Annotated in this window: 2 protein-coding genes; one reads left to right on the forward strand and one right to left on the reverse strand. The window is 57.1% G+C overall.

Annotated elements, in window-relative coordinates; translation table 11 throughout:
- Position 1 precedes the first annotated feature (1 nt).
- Positions 2–2,692 (reverse strand): phosphotransferase RcsD, encoded by a 2,691-nt coding sequence (gene rcsD / locus ACMHLI_RS09980; protein ID WP_413529320.1) that lies wholly within the window; start codon positions 2,690–2,692, stop codon positions 2–4.
- Positions 2,693–3,313: 621 nt separating this feature from the next.
- On the opposite strand from rcsD, the gene ACMHLI_RS09985 reads away from it, so the two are divergent.
- A complete protein-coding gene (locus ACMHLI_RS09985; RefSeq protein WP_413529321.1) occupies positions 3,314–17,134 on the forward strand; it encodes an Ig-like domain-containing protein in 13,821 nt (4,606 codons plus the stop codon).
- Positions 17,135–17,153: the final 19 nt, after the last annotated feature.

Consider the following 17,153-nt stretch of genomic DNA (forward strand, 5'->3'; position numbering starts at 1 on the left):
ATTAGCTACCTTGCTGGAGCAGTCTGGAGACAAAAGAATCAATAAGATTGATGGTTTCAGTAATCTGTAATGCATCGCCATCTGCGATGTACTGTTCTAACTCTTCACACATTTGCTTGCCCGGGGTCAGGTTCAGCATAGCGAACACTCCCTTAAGGCGGTGTGCAGTTTGGGAAAGTGATGTGAAATCACGACGTTGGTTTTCATTATACAGTTTCTCAAGATCTTCCGGTACTGTCTCGACAAAAAGCTGATAGTAATCGCTTGATTTTAACTGCTTTTCATAATGGTCGGGAGAGTCTTCGCCGGGTTCTTCGGATGAAACACTGTCATCAGGAACGGCAAATTGCTGTTCAATTAACAGTAAGGTTGCGTCGATCAGCGCGCTGCTGATGTTGTAATTGACGCGAATATAATGCTTTTCAAGCTGCTGGAAACCGGACTCATCGTCGGTCAGCAGCAGCGTAAATTTGTCACTGTTTTGCGCATTATCCGTCAGCAGGACGTCGTATTCTCTTGTCAGTTGTCGCTCATCGGCCACGATACACACTGCGCCGTAAGCGTTCATTGTCCGGGTCACAATGCCGCGTACCTCGTCAGAGGTGATGTCGAGTAACGCGGTGACATCGGTCAGCAGCTTCTCGTGTTCGTCTTCCACTTCCTGCGTTTGCGGGCGTTGTTTCACGCGGACGGTATAACGCGTGCCGATGTCGAGTTTGCTGCGGATCTCAAGCTGTCCCCCCAGCTTTTTACACAGCTGATTGCACAGGAAAAACGTCAGGCCGGAGCCGTGATTAAAGCGATCAACTAACGTCTGGCTCAGGAAAGGATAATTCAGATTGCTCAATTCTTCCTTCGAAATTCCGCTGCCAGTGTCAGTTATGTGGAAAACCAGCTGATCCGGGCGATCTTCGTCCTGTTCGCTGGTCAGTGTGACCTTTCCGAGCGACGTGGTGACGATGGCATAATCAAGCAGCAGCGAGAGGATTTTCTTCACAGCCTGCATATCGCCGACGAACATTGCTTCCGGCGCGATATGGAAATGATTCAGCAAACCGAGGCCTTTCCGGCTGAGGCGGGGCAGGGCCTCAAGCAGGAGTTCATCCACCATAGCGGATAAGACATACGGCTGGCTGGCCGGCTGCCAGTCCTGCGTTTCCAGCCGGGTCAGCAGGGTGATGTTATCCACCAGCGTCAGCGCGTTGCGCGATTCGACCTGTAATTTTCCCTGAAGCGTCTGGCGCTCCTGTGGTTCTTCCACCGTCACCAGCGATTCCACCAGCCCGTTAAGCTCCTGCAACGGCTGATTCAGCTCGATGCCCAGATTGTGCAGCATCAGCTTACGCGCCTGCAGGTTCTTTTCGAACTCACGTTTCGCCTGTTGCAGCGTGCGGTTAACCATCACTTCTTTGTCCTGATCGTGCAGCAGGAACAAGTAGGTCTCCGGGGAAATCTGGCTGCGGATCATGCGGATTTCATACACTTCATTGTTTACCGTGGCCTGAATCGAGCCGTTATGCTGCTCGGCCATATTGGCGATTTTATTCAGGCTCAGGTGCGGCAGCAGCTGGTCGGCAATCTTATTACTGAGGATCACGCTGTGGTTGCTGAAGTTATAAACCAGCAGACCGAGTGGCAGCCCGGAGATGATTTCCTGATTCAGCGCCTGCTGCATATGCAGCTGCGCCGCCATATTTTCGCTCGGGCGGATGTACTGATGACGGATAAAGTAAATGCTGATCATCGTCAGCCCGATCAGGAACAGATTGATGAGGATCAGCCAGAAGTTATTACGTGACAGATCCACCACCAGACTGAACAACGGTACGTGGTAGGTCAGCGACAGCGGAGAGTTGCTGAGCGGCACGCTGAACACCAGTGACCAGCCCTGAACAGCGATGCTGCTGGTGGCGCTATCGTCAGAAGGATCGCCCTCATTCACCGCCGCGGTACTGCCGCTGAGCTGGAAATTATCCCGTGCCATGTTCAGCGGGATGAGATCACTCATCGGCAAATCAAAAGCGATCACCGTCGCCAGATGACCGGGATTATTGAACGTGGTGCGCAGCGTAAAGTTGTAGTCGCTGCTCTGGCGAGATTTACGCAGGGCGGAGTAGCTTTCGCGCTCGTCCAGCGTATTGGCCTGTTGCAACATTTCAGCACGACGCGATTGCAGCGTACTGGTGAAATAGTTTTCTTTAAGGCGGGAATCCTGTTCCTCGAGCGGCACCGTGGTCACCAGCACCATGCTGTTATCCTGGCCGTTCAGATAATAGAGCGAATAGGGCAGCGTTTTGGCACCCCATTGTTCATCGAGGAAAGAAGAGATTTTCAGTGTCAGATCCAGCGTGGAGCTGTCATGCGTACCAAAAATCAGTGCGCCGGTTTTCTTATGCGGCTTAGTGACATAGAACATGTCCTGACGCAGACGGATTTCCTGAGCGGAGACCACGTCCGGCGGCAGCGGCTGGCCGCTGAAATTGTCGTAAATCTGATATGTCATGTAACGATACTTATCGATACGTTTTTGCAACTGATCGGCGGTGGATTGCACCGTGCGCAGTTTATCGTTCAGATAAGCATTGGTGTAGTTATACCCGTAAAGACCCAGCCCCAGTGCCAGCAGCAAAATGAACAACCAAAAGAAACGCGTGATGTTGGTTGAGGTCAGCGATAAATATTTACCTGACATGATGATGAGTCTTTTCCTTCATGAAAAAACACCTGAGATTAAACAGACCGCACAGTTTATCAGAAACGATAAGTTTCAGTGATTGCGCGTAGTCTTAATTATTTTTGGCCTCAATACATTAAGCCCAAAATTCTTCATGGATAGTCACAAAATTGATAAGTCATTTTGATGTGCATTCTTCGATGCTACTCTTTGATTTTCTTAATGATGATCACGCTCAGCATTAAGTTTTATAATTTAAATACATTATAAATCAAATGATTGATAAATAAATTCCCCGCTAGGCCATGATTTTACTCGCGTCAAACTTATAATTTTTAACACATCGATGAATAAAATTTATCACAAAGATAACTTTTTTTTAATACACTTAACTCAAATCATGCATATAACTTATGGAGTTTAGAGTAGAAAAATTCCTAAACGACACAACAGAAACACATAAAAAGCATCGCTAAAATTAACTTTTGCCCGTTTTGTAGTCGCTCGTTTTACCCATCACCAGTTGGAAATTAACCCATTGCTTTAATGGTCATCTCGATCGCGCAATAGCACCTCTCTGACGGGAGGGGTTGTTCGTGGCGGATTTGAGTAACAACTGGTCTCAGACAGGGGTACAACATGGCTCAGAACGGCGGCGTAGTTATTGATGTTCTTGCTCGTAAAGATGGTGCAGTAATCTCTCAGATTTCTGATGCCAGTCAGGATGTTACCCTCAACCAGATGAGCATCGTGCGCGTTCACGCAACGCGCGATGCGGTCACCAGCTACGAACGCGTGGGTAACGATCTGGTTATCCACATGAAAGACGGCCGTACGGTGCGTTATCACAGCTTTTTCGATACTGATGGCAAAGGCCACCACAGCGAGCTGATTTTCGACGATGGTGTTCACCCCATTGAACACGCCGCCTTTGTCGATACCGGCGCGACCGCAGGCGCGGTGACCGTCGTTCCTGCGTATGAAACCATCCCCGATGTTGGCGTCTTACTGCTCGACTCTTCTAACTTTGACCCTGCCATTCTCGGCGCCGTTCTTGGCGTTGTCGCCCTTGGCGCAGGCATTGCCATTGCCGCAGGCGGTGGTGGTGGCGGTGGTGGCAGCAGTAACAATGGCGGGAGTGATGGCGGCAATAACGGTGGGAATAATGGGGGCAACAACGGCGGAACGGGCGGCAATACCGGTGGGAACACGGGCGGTAATACCGGCGGGAACACAGGCGGCAATACCGGCGGAGAGACGCCAACCCTGACGCTGGCGACATTTGCCAACGACAATATTCTTAACAAAGCTGCCGCAGCCACGGCACAGAATTTCACCGGCAGCACCACTAACGCCACAGAAGGCAGCACCATTGTGCTGACCATTAACGGCAAAACGTTTACCACCACCGTCGATGGCAGTGGCAACTGGAGCGTTCCGCTTTCAGCAGCAGAACTTCAAACGCTGGCGGACGGCACGTATGTCATCAGCGTCAAGGTCACGAACACCACCGGTGAAAGTGTCACTAAAAGCGTGACCGTCGTTGTGGATACCACGCCACCCATTCTTACCGTGAATCCGATTGATGGCGATAACGTGATTGATGGTGAAGAGCATCAGCAGGCGCTGGTGGTCAGCGGTACAGCCTCTGTTTCAGAAGCGGGGCGAAGTGTGGATGTTCTTCTTAACGGCGTTCATTACAGTGCCACAGTGGGGACTGACGGCACCTGGTCGGTGACGGTTCCGGCTGATGCGGTAGCCGCTTTGGCACAAGGTAATTATACGGTTACCGCTTCCCTGACCGATGCGGCCGGTAACTCAACCTCGACGCCGGACAGCTTTGTCATCAACGACAATGCCGGTACGCTGACCGTCAACCCACTCTCCGGCGACGGCCAGTTGAATGCCGCTGAAGCGCAGGCTGCGCTGGTGATCACCGGCACCACCACCAACGTGCCTGTCGGGACAGAGATTACGATTACTGTCGGCAGCACAGTTTATCACACCACAACCACAGCAAGTGGCGGATGGAGTCTGAGTATTTCACCTGCTGACTTACAGGCACTGACCGACGGTTCGACTACCGTGACGGTCAGCATGGTAGATTCACAGGGCAATACCATCAGTCAGACCAGCGATCTGAATGTGGCTATTCACGGCGTTCCGCCGACGCTGGACCCGGCATTTGGCGGCGACAATACGCTGGATTTAGCGGACTCCGCGACCAGCCAGACGCTGACCGGCCACACCGGTTTGACCGGCGATGGGCAGACGGTGACCATTACCCTTGGTGGACAGCAGTTCACCGGTACCGTCGCACCTGACGGCACATTTAGCGTCACCGTTCCGTCATCCGTGCTCGGCACGCTGCCACAGGGCAGCAATAACATCGTGGTTACCGTGACCGATCCGGCTGGTAACAACAACACCCTCACTACGCCGGTAACGGTAGACACTGTACCGCCAACCCTGACGGTCAATCCGCTGGAAGGCGACGGCTATATCAGCGTGGCGGAAGCCAGCGCAGAAATGATCCTGACCGGCACCGCATCAGTGACTGAAGCGGGCAGACCGGTGACCGTCATCATCAACGGTGTGGAGTATAACGGCGCCATCGTGCAGCCCGACGGCACCTGGAGTGTGACGCTTCCTGCCGGTTCCCTGAGCAATCTCAATCAGGATGTCAGCGTAGTTGCCACACTGACCGACGCCGCAGGAAATATCACTACCAATACCAGCACAATTCATGTCGCTTCCGATCCGTTACAGCCGCCGACCATTACCGTGAACACGTTTGCCGGTGACAACATCGTCGATGGTGCAGAAGTTAAAACCGCGCAGGAACTGAGCGGTACCACCACCCTCGTTGAGGCCGGGCAAGTGGTGACTATCGTTCTGAACGGCCACACCTACACCGCCACCGTGCAGGCCAGCGGTAACTGGAATGTGATTGTTCCCGCTGCGGATATGGTTGTGCTGGCGGAGGGTTCCCAGACCATTAACGTCAGCGTGGCAGATAAAGCCGGAAACCCGGCGACCGGCAGCGAGTCGTTTAATGTCGTGTCCACTCAGGATGGCATCGCGATTGATCCGGTAACCGGCGACAACATGATCAACGCTGTGGAAACGGCAGACGGCATTCTGATCACCGGAACCACGCTGGGCGTTGCAGCCTTTGCACTGGTCACGGTCAACTTTGGATCGCTGGTTCGTCTGGCAATTGTCCAGCCCGATGGCCACTGGTCATTGTCGCTGACCAGTGCTGATCTTGAAGGGCTGGACGTTTCCACTCTGCAACTTAGCGCCAGCGTTCAGGCGCTTGACGGCACTACTCTGACCAACAGCGTGTCCGTGGGCATCGATAATCAGAATCCGGTTCCTACTCTCAATACCCCCTTCGGCGACGGTTATCTCAATATTGCCGAAGCGGCAACCGCTGAAACCTTGTCCGGCACCACAGGTAAATCCGGTGACGGCCAGACCGTGACGGTAACCATTGGCGGCCATACCTACATCGCCACGGTGGATGGCAACGGCGCATGGTCGGTCAGCCTGCCGTCTGCTGATTTGCAGGCCTTACCGGCAGGCAATGCGGCAATTGTGGTGAATGTTACCGACGGCGCAGGCAACACTGCGACAATTAACGGTTCCGCAACAGTTGATCTGACTGCGCCAACGCTCATCATCAATCCGGTTTCCGGCGATGGTTATGTCAACAGCGTCGAAGCAACGTCTGATCTGGCCATCACGGGCTCGGCGTCGGTTTCCGAAGCCGGACAGACTGTGACAATCACCCTTAACGGCCAAAGTTATACCGGCATTGTTGGGGACAACGGCCAGTGGAGCGTGACCGTTCCAGCGGGGGCGCTGGCAGGCGTGGCGGACGGTCAGTATACGCTGACCGCGCAAATTGCTGATGCGGCAGGCAATAGCACCACCGTAACTTCGAACGTACAACTGGCGACCGATCCGGCCAACGCGCCGACGATCACCCTCAATACTTTTGCCGGTGACAACATTGTTGACGGTGCTGAGCAGCAAACGGCGCAGACGCTGAGCGGAACCACCACGCATGTCGAAGCGGGTCAGCTGGTTTCCATTACGCTAAACGGCGTGGTGTATACCGCAACGGTTCAGGCAGACGGTAGCTGGAGCACCAGCGTACCTGCCGCCGATCTGGCGGCTGTCGTTAACGGCAATACGCAGATTGTTGCCAGCGTGTCCGATAAAGCGGGTAATCCGGCAAGCGGCACTGAAGACATTACGGTAAATAATCTGCAAAGCGGGCTGTCTGTCGATCCGGTAACCGGCGATAACTTGCTGAATGCAACTGAGGCGACGGCCGGAGTCACCATCAGCGGGACGTCAAACAACGTGCCGGTGAACGGCGTTGTTACGATTATTCTCAACGGAAAAACCTATACGGCCAACGTGGGCGTGGGCGGCGCATGGAGCGCGCAGGTTTCGGCAGCGGATCTGGCGGCGCTGAGTGACGGCCCTAATACGATCAGTGTTAGCGCTACTGATGCTGTCGGCACGGTGGTGACGGGCACTGATACCCTGAATGTGGCGATCCACAACCTTCCTTCCGTAACGCTCAATCCACCGTTTGGTGATGGCATTCTCAATGCCGCTGAAGCGGGGGTGAATCAGACCCTGACCGGTAACACCGGTGTTTCTGGTAACGGTCAGACCGTGACGGTAACGCTGGGCGGGCAGGAGTACACGGCAACGGTCGCGGGCGACGGTTCGTTCACCGTTTCTGTTCCTTCAGCGGCGCTGGGTGCGCTTGGTCAGGGAACAACGACCGTGCAGGTTGCCGCAGCTGATGCTGCGGGCAATACCAGTTCCGTTGCTGTACCTGTCACCGTGGACACCGTCGCGCCAACCGTCAGCATTAATCCGGTAGCGGGCGATGGTATCATCAACGCCGCAGAAGCCGGGGCGGTCATTCCTGTTACCGGGAATACCGACGCGGCTGACGTCGGGCAGACGGTCACCGTCAGTATCGGCGGCCATACCTACACCGGCACCGTGGAAGCGGGCGGCGCATGGACCGTCAACATTCCGGCAGATGCCCTGGCCAATGTGGCGAACGGCACTTACACCCTGACAGCCTCGGTGACCGACGCTGCCGGAAATACCGGCACGGCCAGTACGCCAGTCACTGTGACCGCCGATCCTGCGCTGTTGCCGACCATCACTATTGACGCCTTTGCCGGGGATAACGTTCTTGATGGCGCAGAACGTCAGACTTCGCAGTTGTTAAGCGGCACAACGAGTCACGTGGAAGCCGGTCAGACGGTCACTATCATCCTTGGCACGCACACCTATACCGCGACGGTTCTGGCGAGCGGCGCATGGAGTGTTTCCGTCCCGGCTGCTGACTTGCAGGAGCTGACTGACGGCACGGCGACAATCAATGTGAACGTCACCGACCTGGCGGGTAACCCGGCCAGCGGTAGTGACCCGGTTACCGTGAACTCCACACTGGGCGGTATTTCCATCGATACCATCGCCGGTGATAACAACATCAACGTGGCAGAAGCCGCAGCGGGTGTGACCATCAGCGGTTCCACCATTAACGTGCCGGTCGATACGACCGTTACCGTGAAACTCGGTGGTGTCACTTACACCACCACCACGGACGCTGACGGTCACTGGAGTATTCCTGTTTCTCCGCAAGCGATTGCAGCACTGGCCGAAGGCACCAGTCATGTGATTGCGACTACCGTGACTACCGATGCCGGTCCTGTGACCACCACGCTGGATATTGGTATTTACACCCAGCCTCCGGTCCCAACCATCAACGCACCGTTTGGCGACGGACAACTCGGTACGGACGAAGCTGGCGCGGCGCAAACGCTCACCGGTACGACTGGCCTGACCGGTGACGGTCAGACGGTTCAGGTAGTCATTGATGGTCATACCCTGACGGGCTCCGTAGCGACCGACGGCACCTGGACGGTGACCGTACCAGCAGGCACGCTGACCAATGCGCCGGAAGGTACGACGCCGGTGGCGGTCACTGTGACTGATGCAGGCGGAAACACCGGGACAGTCAATGGCTCGGTCAATATCGACTTCACAGCGCCTACCCTCAGCGTGGCGCCGGTTGCGGGCGAGAACGTGATTAACGCGCAGGAATTAGCCGGCGATATCGCGCTCTCTGGGACGGCTGACGTGGGCGATGCAGGTCGGACGGTCACGCTGCAAATCGACGGACAGACATTTACCGCTATTGTGCAGGGCGACGGCAGCTGGAACACCACCGTCCCTGCTGGAACGCTGAACGGCCTGGCGGACGGCAGTTACACGCTGACAGCCACCCTTGCCGATCTCGCGGGCAACACCACCACCGTTAATCTGCCTTACACCGTGGTGGCGACGCATATACCTGTGCCGACTATCGATACGCCGTTTGGTGACACCTTCCTGAACAGGAATGAAGCCGATTCTGCGGAAACGTTAACCGGCTCAACCGGCGTCACCGGTGCCGGTCAGACCGTGGTACTGAACATTGATGGCGTGGATTATCCTGCGACCGTCAACGATAACGGCACCTGGAGCGTTGACCTTTCTGCTGCCACGTTGCAGGGCATTACGGAAGGGACGCAAATTATTCAGGTCACGGCAACCGACAGCGCGGGTAACATCGGCACCGCCACCAGTGCGGTCACCATTGACTTCACGCCGCCGACCCTCACCTTCAATCCGGTCGCCACCGACGACATCATCAATGCCGCCGAAACGCTGCAACCGGTGGTGATCAGCGGCACATCCGATGTGCCGGATGCGGGTCAGACTGTTTCTGTAGTCCTGAGTTTCAACGGCGTCACTTACAACGCTATAGTGCAACCGGACGGCAGCTGGAGCTTCTCACTGCCGAGTTCCGTTGTGCAGTCGCTGGCGGATACCACCTATACGCTGACGGCCACTATCACCGATGCGGCGGGTAACATCACCACCGGGACGCACACCTTCAGCGTTGATGCCGCTGCGGCAGATTTGCCAACGCTGACCATCACCTCCGTCTCCACCGACGATTATATTAATGCTATCGAAAAAGGATTACCGGTGCCGGTCACCGGGACATCCACCCATCTCGAAGAGGGGCGGGTGGTTCAGGTAGTGTTCAACGGCAATACGTATAACGCCACGGTCAATGCAGACGGTACCTGGACGGCGACTATTCCGGCCGCTGATTTGACCACGTTGTCAGACGGACCTCTGACGGTCACCGCGTCCGCCACCGACCTGGCTGGCAACCCGGCCACGGCGTCGCACAACGTTACGGTTATTGCCCAGCCGGGCGATTTGCCGACGTTAACCATCAATGCCATTTCCGGCGATGATCAAATCAATCTGCTTGAACACAACCAGGGCACGACCATCACCGGGACATCTACGCATGTACCGGTTGGCGGTACGGTGACGCTGGTGATCACCGGTGAAAGCTATACCGCAACGTACACCGCCACCGTGCAGGCTGACGGCAGCTGGAGTATTCCGCTGACCGCCGCGCAGGTTCAGGCGTTGCCGGGCGGGAATAACGTCTTTACCGCAACGGCGGACGACGTCGCACAAAACGCGGCGACCGCCACTCAGAACGTGACCGTCGATACCATTCCGCCACTGCTTAGCGTGACGGTGGAAACCGGTGGAGACAGCATCATCAATCTGGCGGAAGCCGCGTTGGGTCTTCCTGTCAGTGGTGAGACGGATCCAAACCTGACCGTTACCGTCACCCTCAACGGCAAAAATTACACCACGACAGCGGATGGTTCGGGGATATGGAGCCTGACCATTCCGGCGGTGGATGTGCAGGCGATTACCACTGACGGTGACAAAGTCATTGGCGTCAGCGTCACCGATCCGGCCGGTAACAACGTGACGACCACCGCTGAATTCACGCTGGCGACCCATGCGTTGCCAACGCTGACGATTGGTGTGATTGCCGGAGACGGCATTTTGAATATCAGTGAAGCCACCGGCGGCTTCAACCTGAGCGGGACCAGTTCAGGTCTGGCGCCGGGAACTATCGTGCAGGTTACGATCCCGGGGCTGGCCGATCCAATTTCTGGCACGGTGAACCCCGACGGCCTCGGCTGGACGGCAGCGGTGCCACCGGATCTGCTGAGCGGGCTGACCACCGGCATCGTACAGGTGACCGTGACGGCGGCAGATGCGGCCGGTAACCCGGCTTCTTCCAGCGCAAGTCTGGATATTGAACTGACGGCGTTGCCGGTACCGACCATTAATACACCGTTTGTGGATGGCATTCTCAATGCCACAGAAGCGGCTGCCACACAGCTTATCACCGGTTCCACCGGCATTACTGGCGCGGGTCAGACCGTTCTGGTGACTGTCGATGGCACGCCGGTGTTGGCAACGGTAGGTAATGACGGCACCTGGACGGCGACCGTGCCTTCTGCGGTCTTGCAGGGACTGACCGACGCCACGCATACCATCAGCGTGGTGGTCACCGACAGCGCGGGCAACACCAGCGCGGCGGGCACGCTTGATTTCACCGCGCTGACGCATGTTCTGCCGGTGGCAGGCATTAATATTCCGTTTGGCGATGGTGTGCTGAATCTGGATGAAGCCACGGCGGGCGGTACGATTACCGGCACCACCGGTATCACCTCACCGGGCCAGACCGTCACCGTGGTCATTAATGGTAACGCGGTACCGGTTGTCGTCGATTCTGATGCCGGTACCTGGACTGTTACCCTGACGCCAGCGCAGTTGCTCGGCTTGCAGGATGGTACATGGCCGGTAGTCGTCACCGTGACCGACAGTGCGGGTAACACTTCTGTGCTGCCGGCTTCGGTTGATGTGCAGATCCACAGTATTCCGCAACCGACCATCGACCTGCCATTCGGTGACGGCACGCTAAACATTGCAGAATCCACGGCGTTGGGTGGCCAGACACTGACCGGTACCACCGGTGAAACGGGAGCCGGGCAAACTGTCCGCGTGACAATCGATGGAATGACCGACAGTCCGTTTGCAGCAATTGTAGATCCGGCGACAGGAAACTGGAGTCTGAACCTGACACCAGCTCAGTTGGAATCGCTCGGAATATTAACGGCATCGCACGACATTACCGTCACGGCGACCGATGCTGCAGGTAACCATAACGATACGACCATCAGCTTCACGTCGCATCTGTCTGCGCCAGTGCCGGTGATTGATACGCCATTCGGCGACGGCAGCCTGAATATTACAGAAGCGGCGGGTGTGAATGTCATTACTGGTAACACCGGGATTACCGGCGACAACCAGAACGTCAAACTGACCATTGATGTGAACGGCACAACGTATACCGCTACCGTCGATCCGGTGACCGGCGACTGGTCGGTGACGCTGCCTGCGGGCGTACTCAGCTCTCTGGGCAGTGGCGGGCACGATATCAACGTGACGGTAACGGATGCCGCAGGCAACAGTACGCCAGCGAGCCTGCCATTCACCAGCTATCTCACCGTACCGGATGTCACCATCAATACGCCGTTTGGCGATGGTTATCTGAGCGCGGCTGAAGCTGCCACAGGACAGACGCTGACAGGGACAACCGGGCTGACGGGGATCGGACAAACCGTGGTGGTCACCATTGGTGGAGTACCGATCCCGGGCGTGACGGTGGATGCGAACGGAAACTGGACAGCTCCTCTGACGACGGGCGAAATCGCCGACCTGCCACAGGGCGCACAACAAATCTCCGTGACCGTAACCGACGGTGGCGGTAACACCGGTTCCGCCTCAGCGGGCGTCGGTATTGCCGTAACCCTGTTGCCAACGGTGGCTGTCACGTCCTTTGCCGGTACCGGTTTTGATCTGACTTATGCAGAAAGCCAGAACCCGCAAACCATTACCGGTACCACGGTGAACGTGCAGGCTGGGCAGCAGGTGACCGTTTCTGTCGGCGGCATCAGCCATCAGGCAACGGTGCTGGGCAACGGGTCGTGGAGTGTCACTCTGACTCCAGCAGAACTCGCAACGCTCGACAGTACAGATACGATTACGGCTTCAGTGAGTGACCTGGCGGGTAACACAGCCAATCTGCCATTGCCTCAGGCGATTACCGTTGACCTGACGCCGCCGGTGACGCCAACGCTGAGCATCGATCCCGTTACCGGCGACAACGTGATCAACGTGGCTGACGGCACGCCGGCCAACATTACGATTTCCGGTAAATCCATCAACGTGCCGGACGGCACGCAGGTCGTAATAAGCGTCGGTGGGGTTCCTCATACCGCAACAGTTACAGGGAATATCTGGTCAGTTGATGTGGCGGCCAGTGAATTTGTTAATGGCTCATTGACGGTCGTCACTGCCAATACGTTAATCCCTGTCATTACCAGTGCCACACAAACTGTGCTGGTCGATACCAGCGCACCGGTGGTGACCATCAACGCCTTTACCGCCGACGACACCATCAACAACCTTGAATCGAAATCGGCGCAAACCATTTCGGGTACGGTGGTTGATAACAACAATAATGATGTGGGCAGCGTGGTCACCGTTTCGCTCAACGGCAAAACCTACACCACAACCGTGCAGACAGGTGGTGTCTGGTCGGTCAGCGTACCGGCAGCCGACTTGCAGGCGCTGCCGCAGGGCACGGGTAACATCATCACGGCCACGGTCACGGATGCCGCAGGTAACCTGGGGACGGCAACTCCGCATCCGATCACCGTCGATACCACCGCGCCGTTGCTGGCACTGGATGTGGTCGCCGGTAATAACGTCATTAACCTGGCGGAGTCACTGGTCAACGTACTGGTGGGTGGCACTTCCAGCGGGGCGGATGGTCAGACGGTGAACGTCACGCTGGGCGGCGCATCGATCGGTACGGCGCTTATTCAGCCAGGCGGGGCATGGTCGCTCAACCTGACGCCGGCGCAGTTGCTGTTGCTAAACGACGGCACCCTGACACTGGCGGCGACGGTAACGGATGCGGCGGGCAACACCACCAGCGTCAGTACTGGTCTGGATATCTTCTTCAACAAATTACTCGATCTGACCGTCAACAGCGGTCTGGGGCTGGGCGACGGATTCCTCAATCTGGCGGAATCGCAGGTTGCGCAAACCATTAGCGGCACGGCGATTGGTGCGGGCGTGGGCTCGGTGATTTCGACGGTGATCAACGGTACGCCGCTGTCTGCCGTAGTAGGAGCGAACGGCCTGTGGTCACTGACGATCCCGGCGGCGGTGCTGGGCGCACTGACTGACGGTGCGCAGGTCATCAACCTGAACATCACGGATGCTGCCGGTAACGTGAAAGCTGAAGTCCTCAATCTGGATGTGATTAAAAGTATCCCGGTGCTGGGCGCGCTGGATCCAATCTTCGGTGGTAACGGCCTGCTGAATGCGGCGGAATCTCTGCTGTCTCAAACCATCGGTGGCGTCGCCACGGCGGTAGATGGCACGCAGGTGACCGTCACGCTGGGCGGCAAAACCTATAACACCACGGTCACAGCCGGGACGTGGAACATCAGTATTCAGCCGGGGGATCTGGCTACGTTGCTCGACGGCAACCTGAACCTCGGCATTACGCTGACGGATCCGGCGGGTAACACTTCTACCACCAATATTCCGGTGGGGATTGCTATCCACAACCTGCCGCAAGTGGTGCTCAACACCGTATTTGGCGACGGCGTACTGAATATCGCCGATCTGCTGGTCAATCAGACCGTCAGCGGTACTGTGTCGAACGTGGCAGCGGGTACGGCCATTGTGGTTCAGGTCGGTGCGCAAACCATTAACGGCGTGGTGGATGCCACCGGGCATTTCCTGGTCACTGTGACGCCGGATATTCTGGCGACGCTGACCGGCACAACGGCGGCGGTGAGCGTGTCGGTGGTTGATGCGGCGGGTAACGTGGGGACGGCGGCAGCGAGCGCGGTGCTGGATCTCATCAAACCGGTGATCAACCTGACTTCCGTGCTGGGCGATGGCCTGCTCAATGCGGCGGATGCGCTGACTACCCAGACCATTGGCGGTATCGTCAGCGGCGTGGCGGCGGGGACGCAGGTTCAGGTCACGCTGGGCGGGAAAACCTTCCTTGGCGCGACCGACGGTAGCGGCGCATTCAGCATCACCCTGCAACCGGGTGACTTGAAAGCGCTGGGTGACGGCACCTTCCCGGTTGTGGTTTCTGTTACTGACAGTGGCGGTAATACCAGCACCAGCAGCAGCACGCTGACCTCCATCATCAATGCAGTACCGAAAATTGTGCTGGATCCTGTTTTCGGTGCAGACGGTATCCTGAACGCGGCGGAAGCGCTGCTGACACAAACCATCAGCGGTACGGTTACCAACGGGCATGTTGGTGAAACGGTCAATATTAACGTCGGCGGTGGCCTGATTAATCTGACGGCAACCGTAGGCAGTGACGGCAAGTTCTCCGCTTCGCTGACGCCGCTCCAGTTGTCCGGTCTGCTTGATGGCAACCTGACGGTTGTTACTACGGTGACCGATGCGGTGGGCAACACGGCGACTAACACCGTGGGGCTGAGTGTCGGTATCCACAATCTGCCGTCGATTGTCCTTAACCCGGTCTTTGGCGATGGCGTGCTGAACGTGGTTGATCTGCTGACCGGCCAGACCATCAGCGGTATCGCGACCAACGTGGCGCAGGGGACGCAGGTACAGATATCCCTGAATGGCAAAAACTATCTGGCGAATGTAGGCGTCGGTGGGGCATTCAGCGTAACTGTGCCGGTAACCGACCTGACGGCGATTCTCAACGGCACGCAGAATGTGGTCGCCAGCCTGACGGATGCCTCCGGTAACCCGGCGTCGGTCACCAATCTGCTGAGCGTGGTGTCGCAGTCTCTGCCAACCATTACGCTCAATCCGCTGTTTGGTGATGGCCTGCTGAACGCGGCTGATGCGCTGCTGACTCAGACCATCAGCGGTACCACCACCAACGCGCAGGGCTCAACCGTGACCCTGAACGTCGGCGGCAATACCCTGACGGCGCTGGTGAAAGCGGATGGCACCTTCAGCGTGGCGATCCCGCAACTGACGCTCTCGAGCCTGCTCGACGGCACGTTAAACGTCGGTGCGTCGATCACTAACGCCGCCGGTCACTCGACCAGCGGCAGCGCAACGGCAACGGTCGGCATTCATACTTTGCCAACGCTGGTGCTCAACACGCTGTTTGGCGGTGACGGCTATCTCAACCTTTCCGAAGCCAGCAGTACTGAAACAGTCAGCGGGACATCGAACCTGCAAAGCGGTTCAGTGTCGGTCACCGTAGGTGGTGTGACGCACACCGGCACCATTACCGCAGGCGTGTGGAGCGTACCTTTCAGCTCCGCTGAGCTGAAAGGCATTGCCGACGGTTCTACCCAGGTTTCCGTCGTCGTCACTGACGCCGTGGGCAACGTCGCAACGTCGTCCAGCCTGCTCAACGTTCTGACTCACGAACTGCCGCTGGTGGCGCTCAACCCGTTACTGGGCCTGACGCTGGGCCTGGTAGGCGGGATCCTCGGCGGGCAAGGGCTGACGCTGAGCGGGACCAGCCGTAACATCACGCAGGGCGGTCTGGTCAGCGTCACGCTGCTGGGCAATACGCTGTCAGGCACGGTGCAGGCGGACGGTTCATGGACTGTCAAATTCAGCAGCGCCTTGCTGAGCAGTTACGGTCTGACCGGGTTACTGACAGCCCTGCTGGGTGCGGTCGTCGAACTGAAAGCGGTCGATGCGGCCGGTAACGGATTTGATGCCCACGTCGGGCTGACCGTCGGTTCGACTTTACCGGCGGACACCAACGTTGTGGCGGCCACGATGTCCGTGGAGGATACCCACACGCTGGCGGCGGTACATACCACCGATACCAGCACTACGGACACCACAACCACCCATACCACCAGTACGCTGACGGATCCTCTGGTGACCACGGACACCAGCTCGTCAACGACCACCACCCACGACACCACCACGGCGGATACCACCGCTCACGCTGACACGGCGTTCTCAATCGGCGGTGTGGCGATCGACCTGACCGCCACCAACGGTGAGGCCATCGGTGGCGCGGGCAACGATACCATCTCTGTGCATACGCTGGACTTCGGTCTGATCGACGGCGGCACCGGCACCGATACCTTGCTGCTGGCGGGCACCAATCAGCACCTGGATCTGACGCTGCTCGGGCTGAAAGTTGAACATATCGAAATCTTTGATCTGGGCAACTCCGGCACCAACAGCATCTCGCTGAACCTGCACGAAGCGCTGACGGTGAAAGATAATCCGACCGATGAAGTGGTGATTAAAGGGGGCGAGGGCAGCCTGGTGAATCTGCAAATGGGCACCGACGGTGCATGGTCTGAAACCGGTCAACGCACGGTGGATGGCCTGACCTTCGACGTTTATCACAATGCATCAATGGACGCGTCCAATACGTTGGGAGACGTACTGGTACAGCACGGTTTACACGTTCAGCAAAACTAGTTGTCAATCTGAGCGCGGT

Origin of the sequence: Rahnella inusitata (assembly GCF_965118895.1) — a bacterium.
Lineage (GTDB): Bacteria > Pseudomonadota > Gammaproteobacteria > Enterobacterales > Enterobacteriaceae > Rahnella > Rahnella inusitata_A.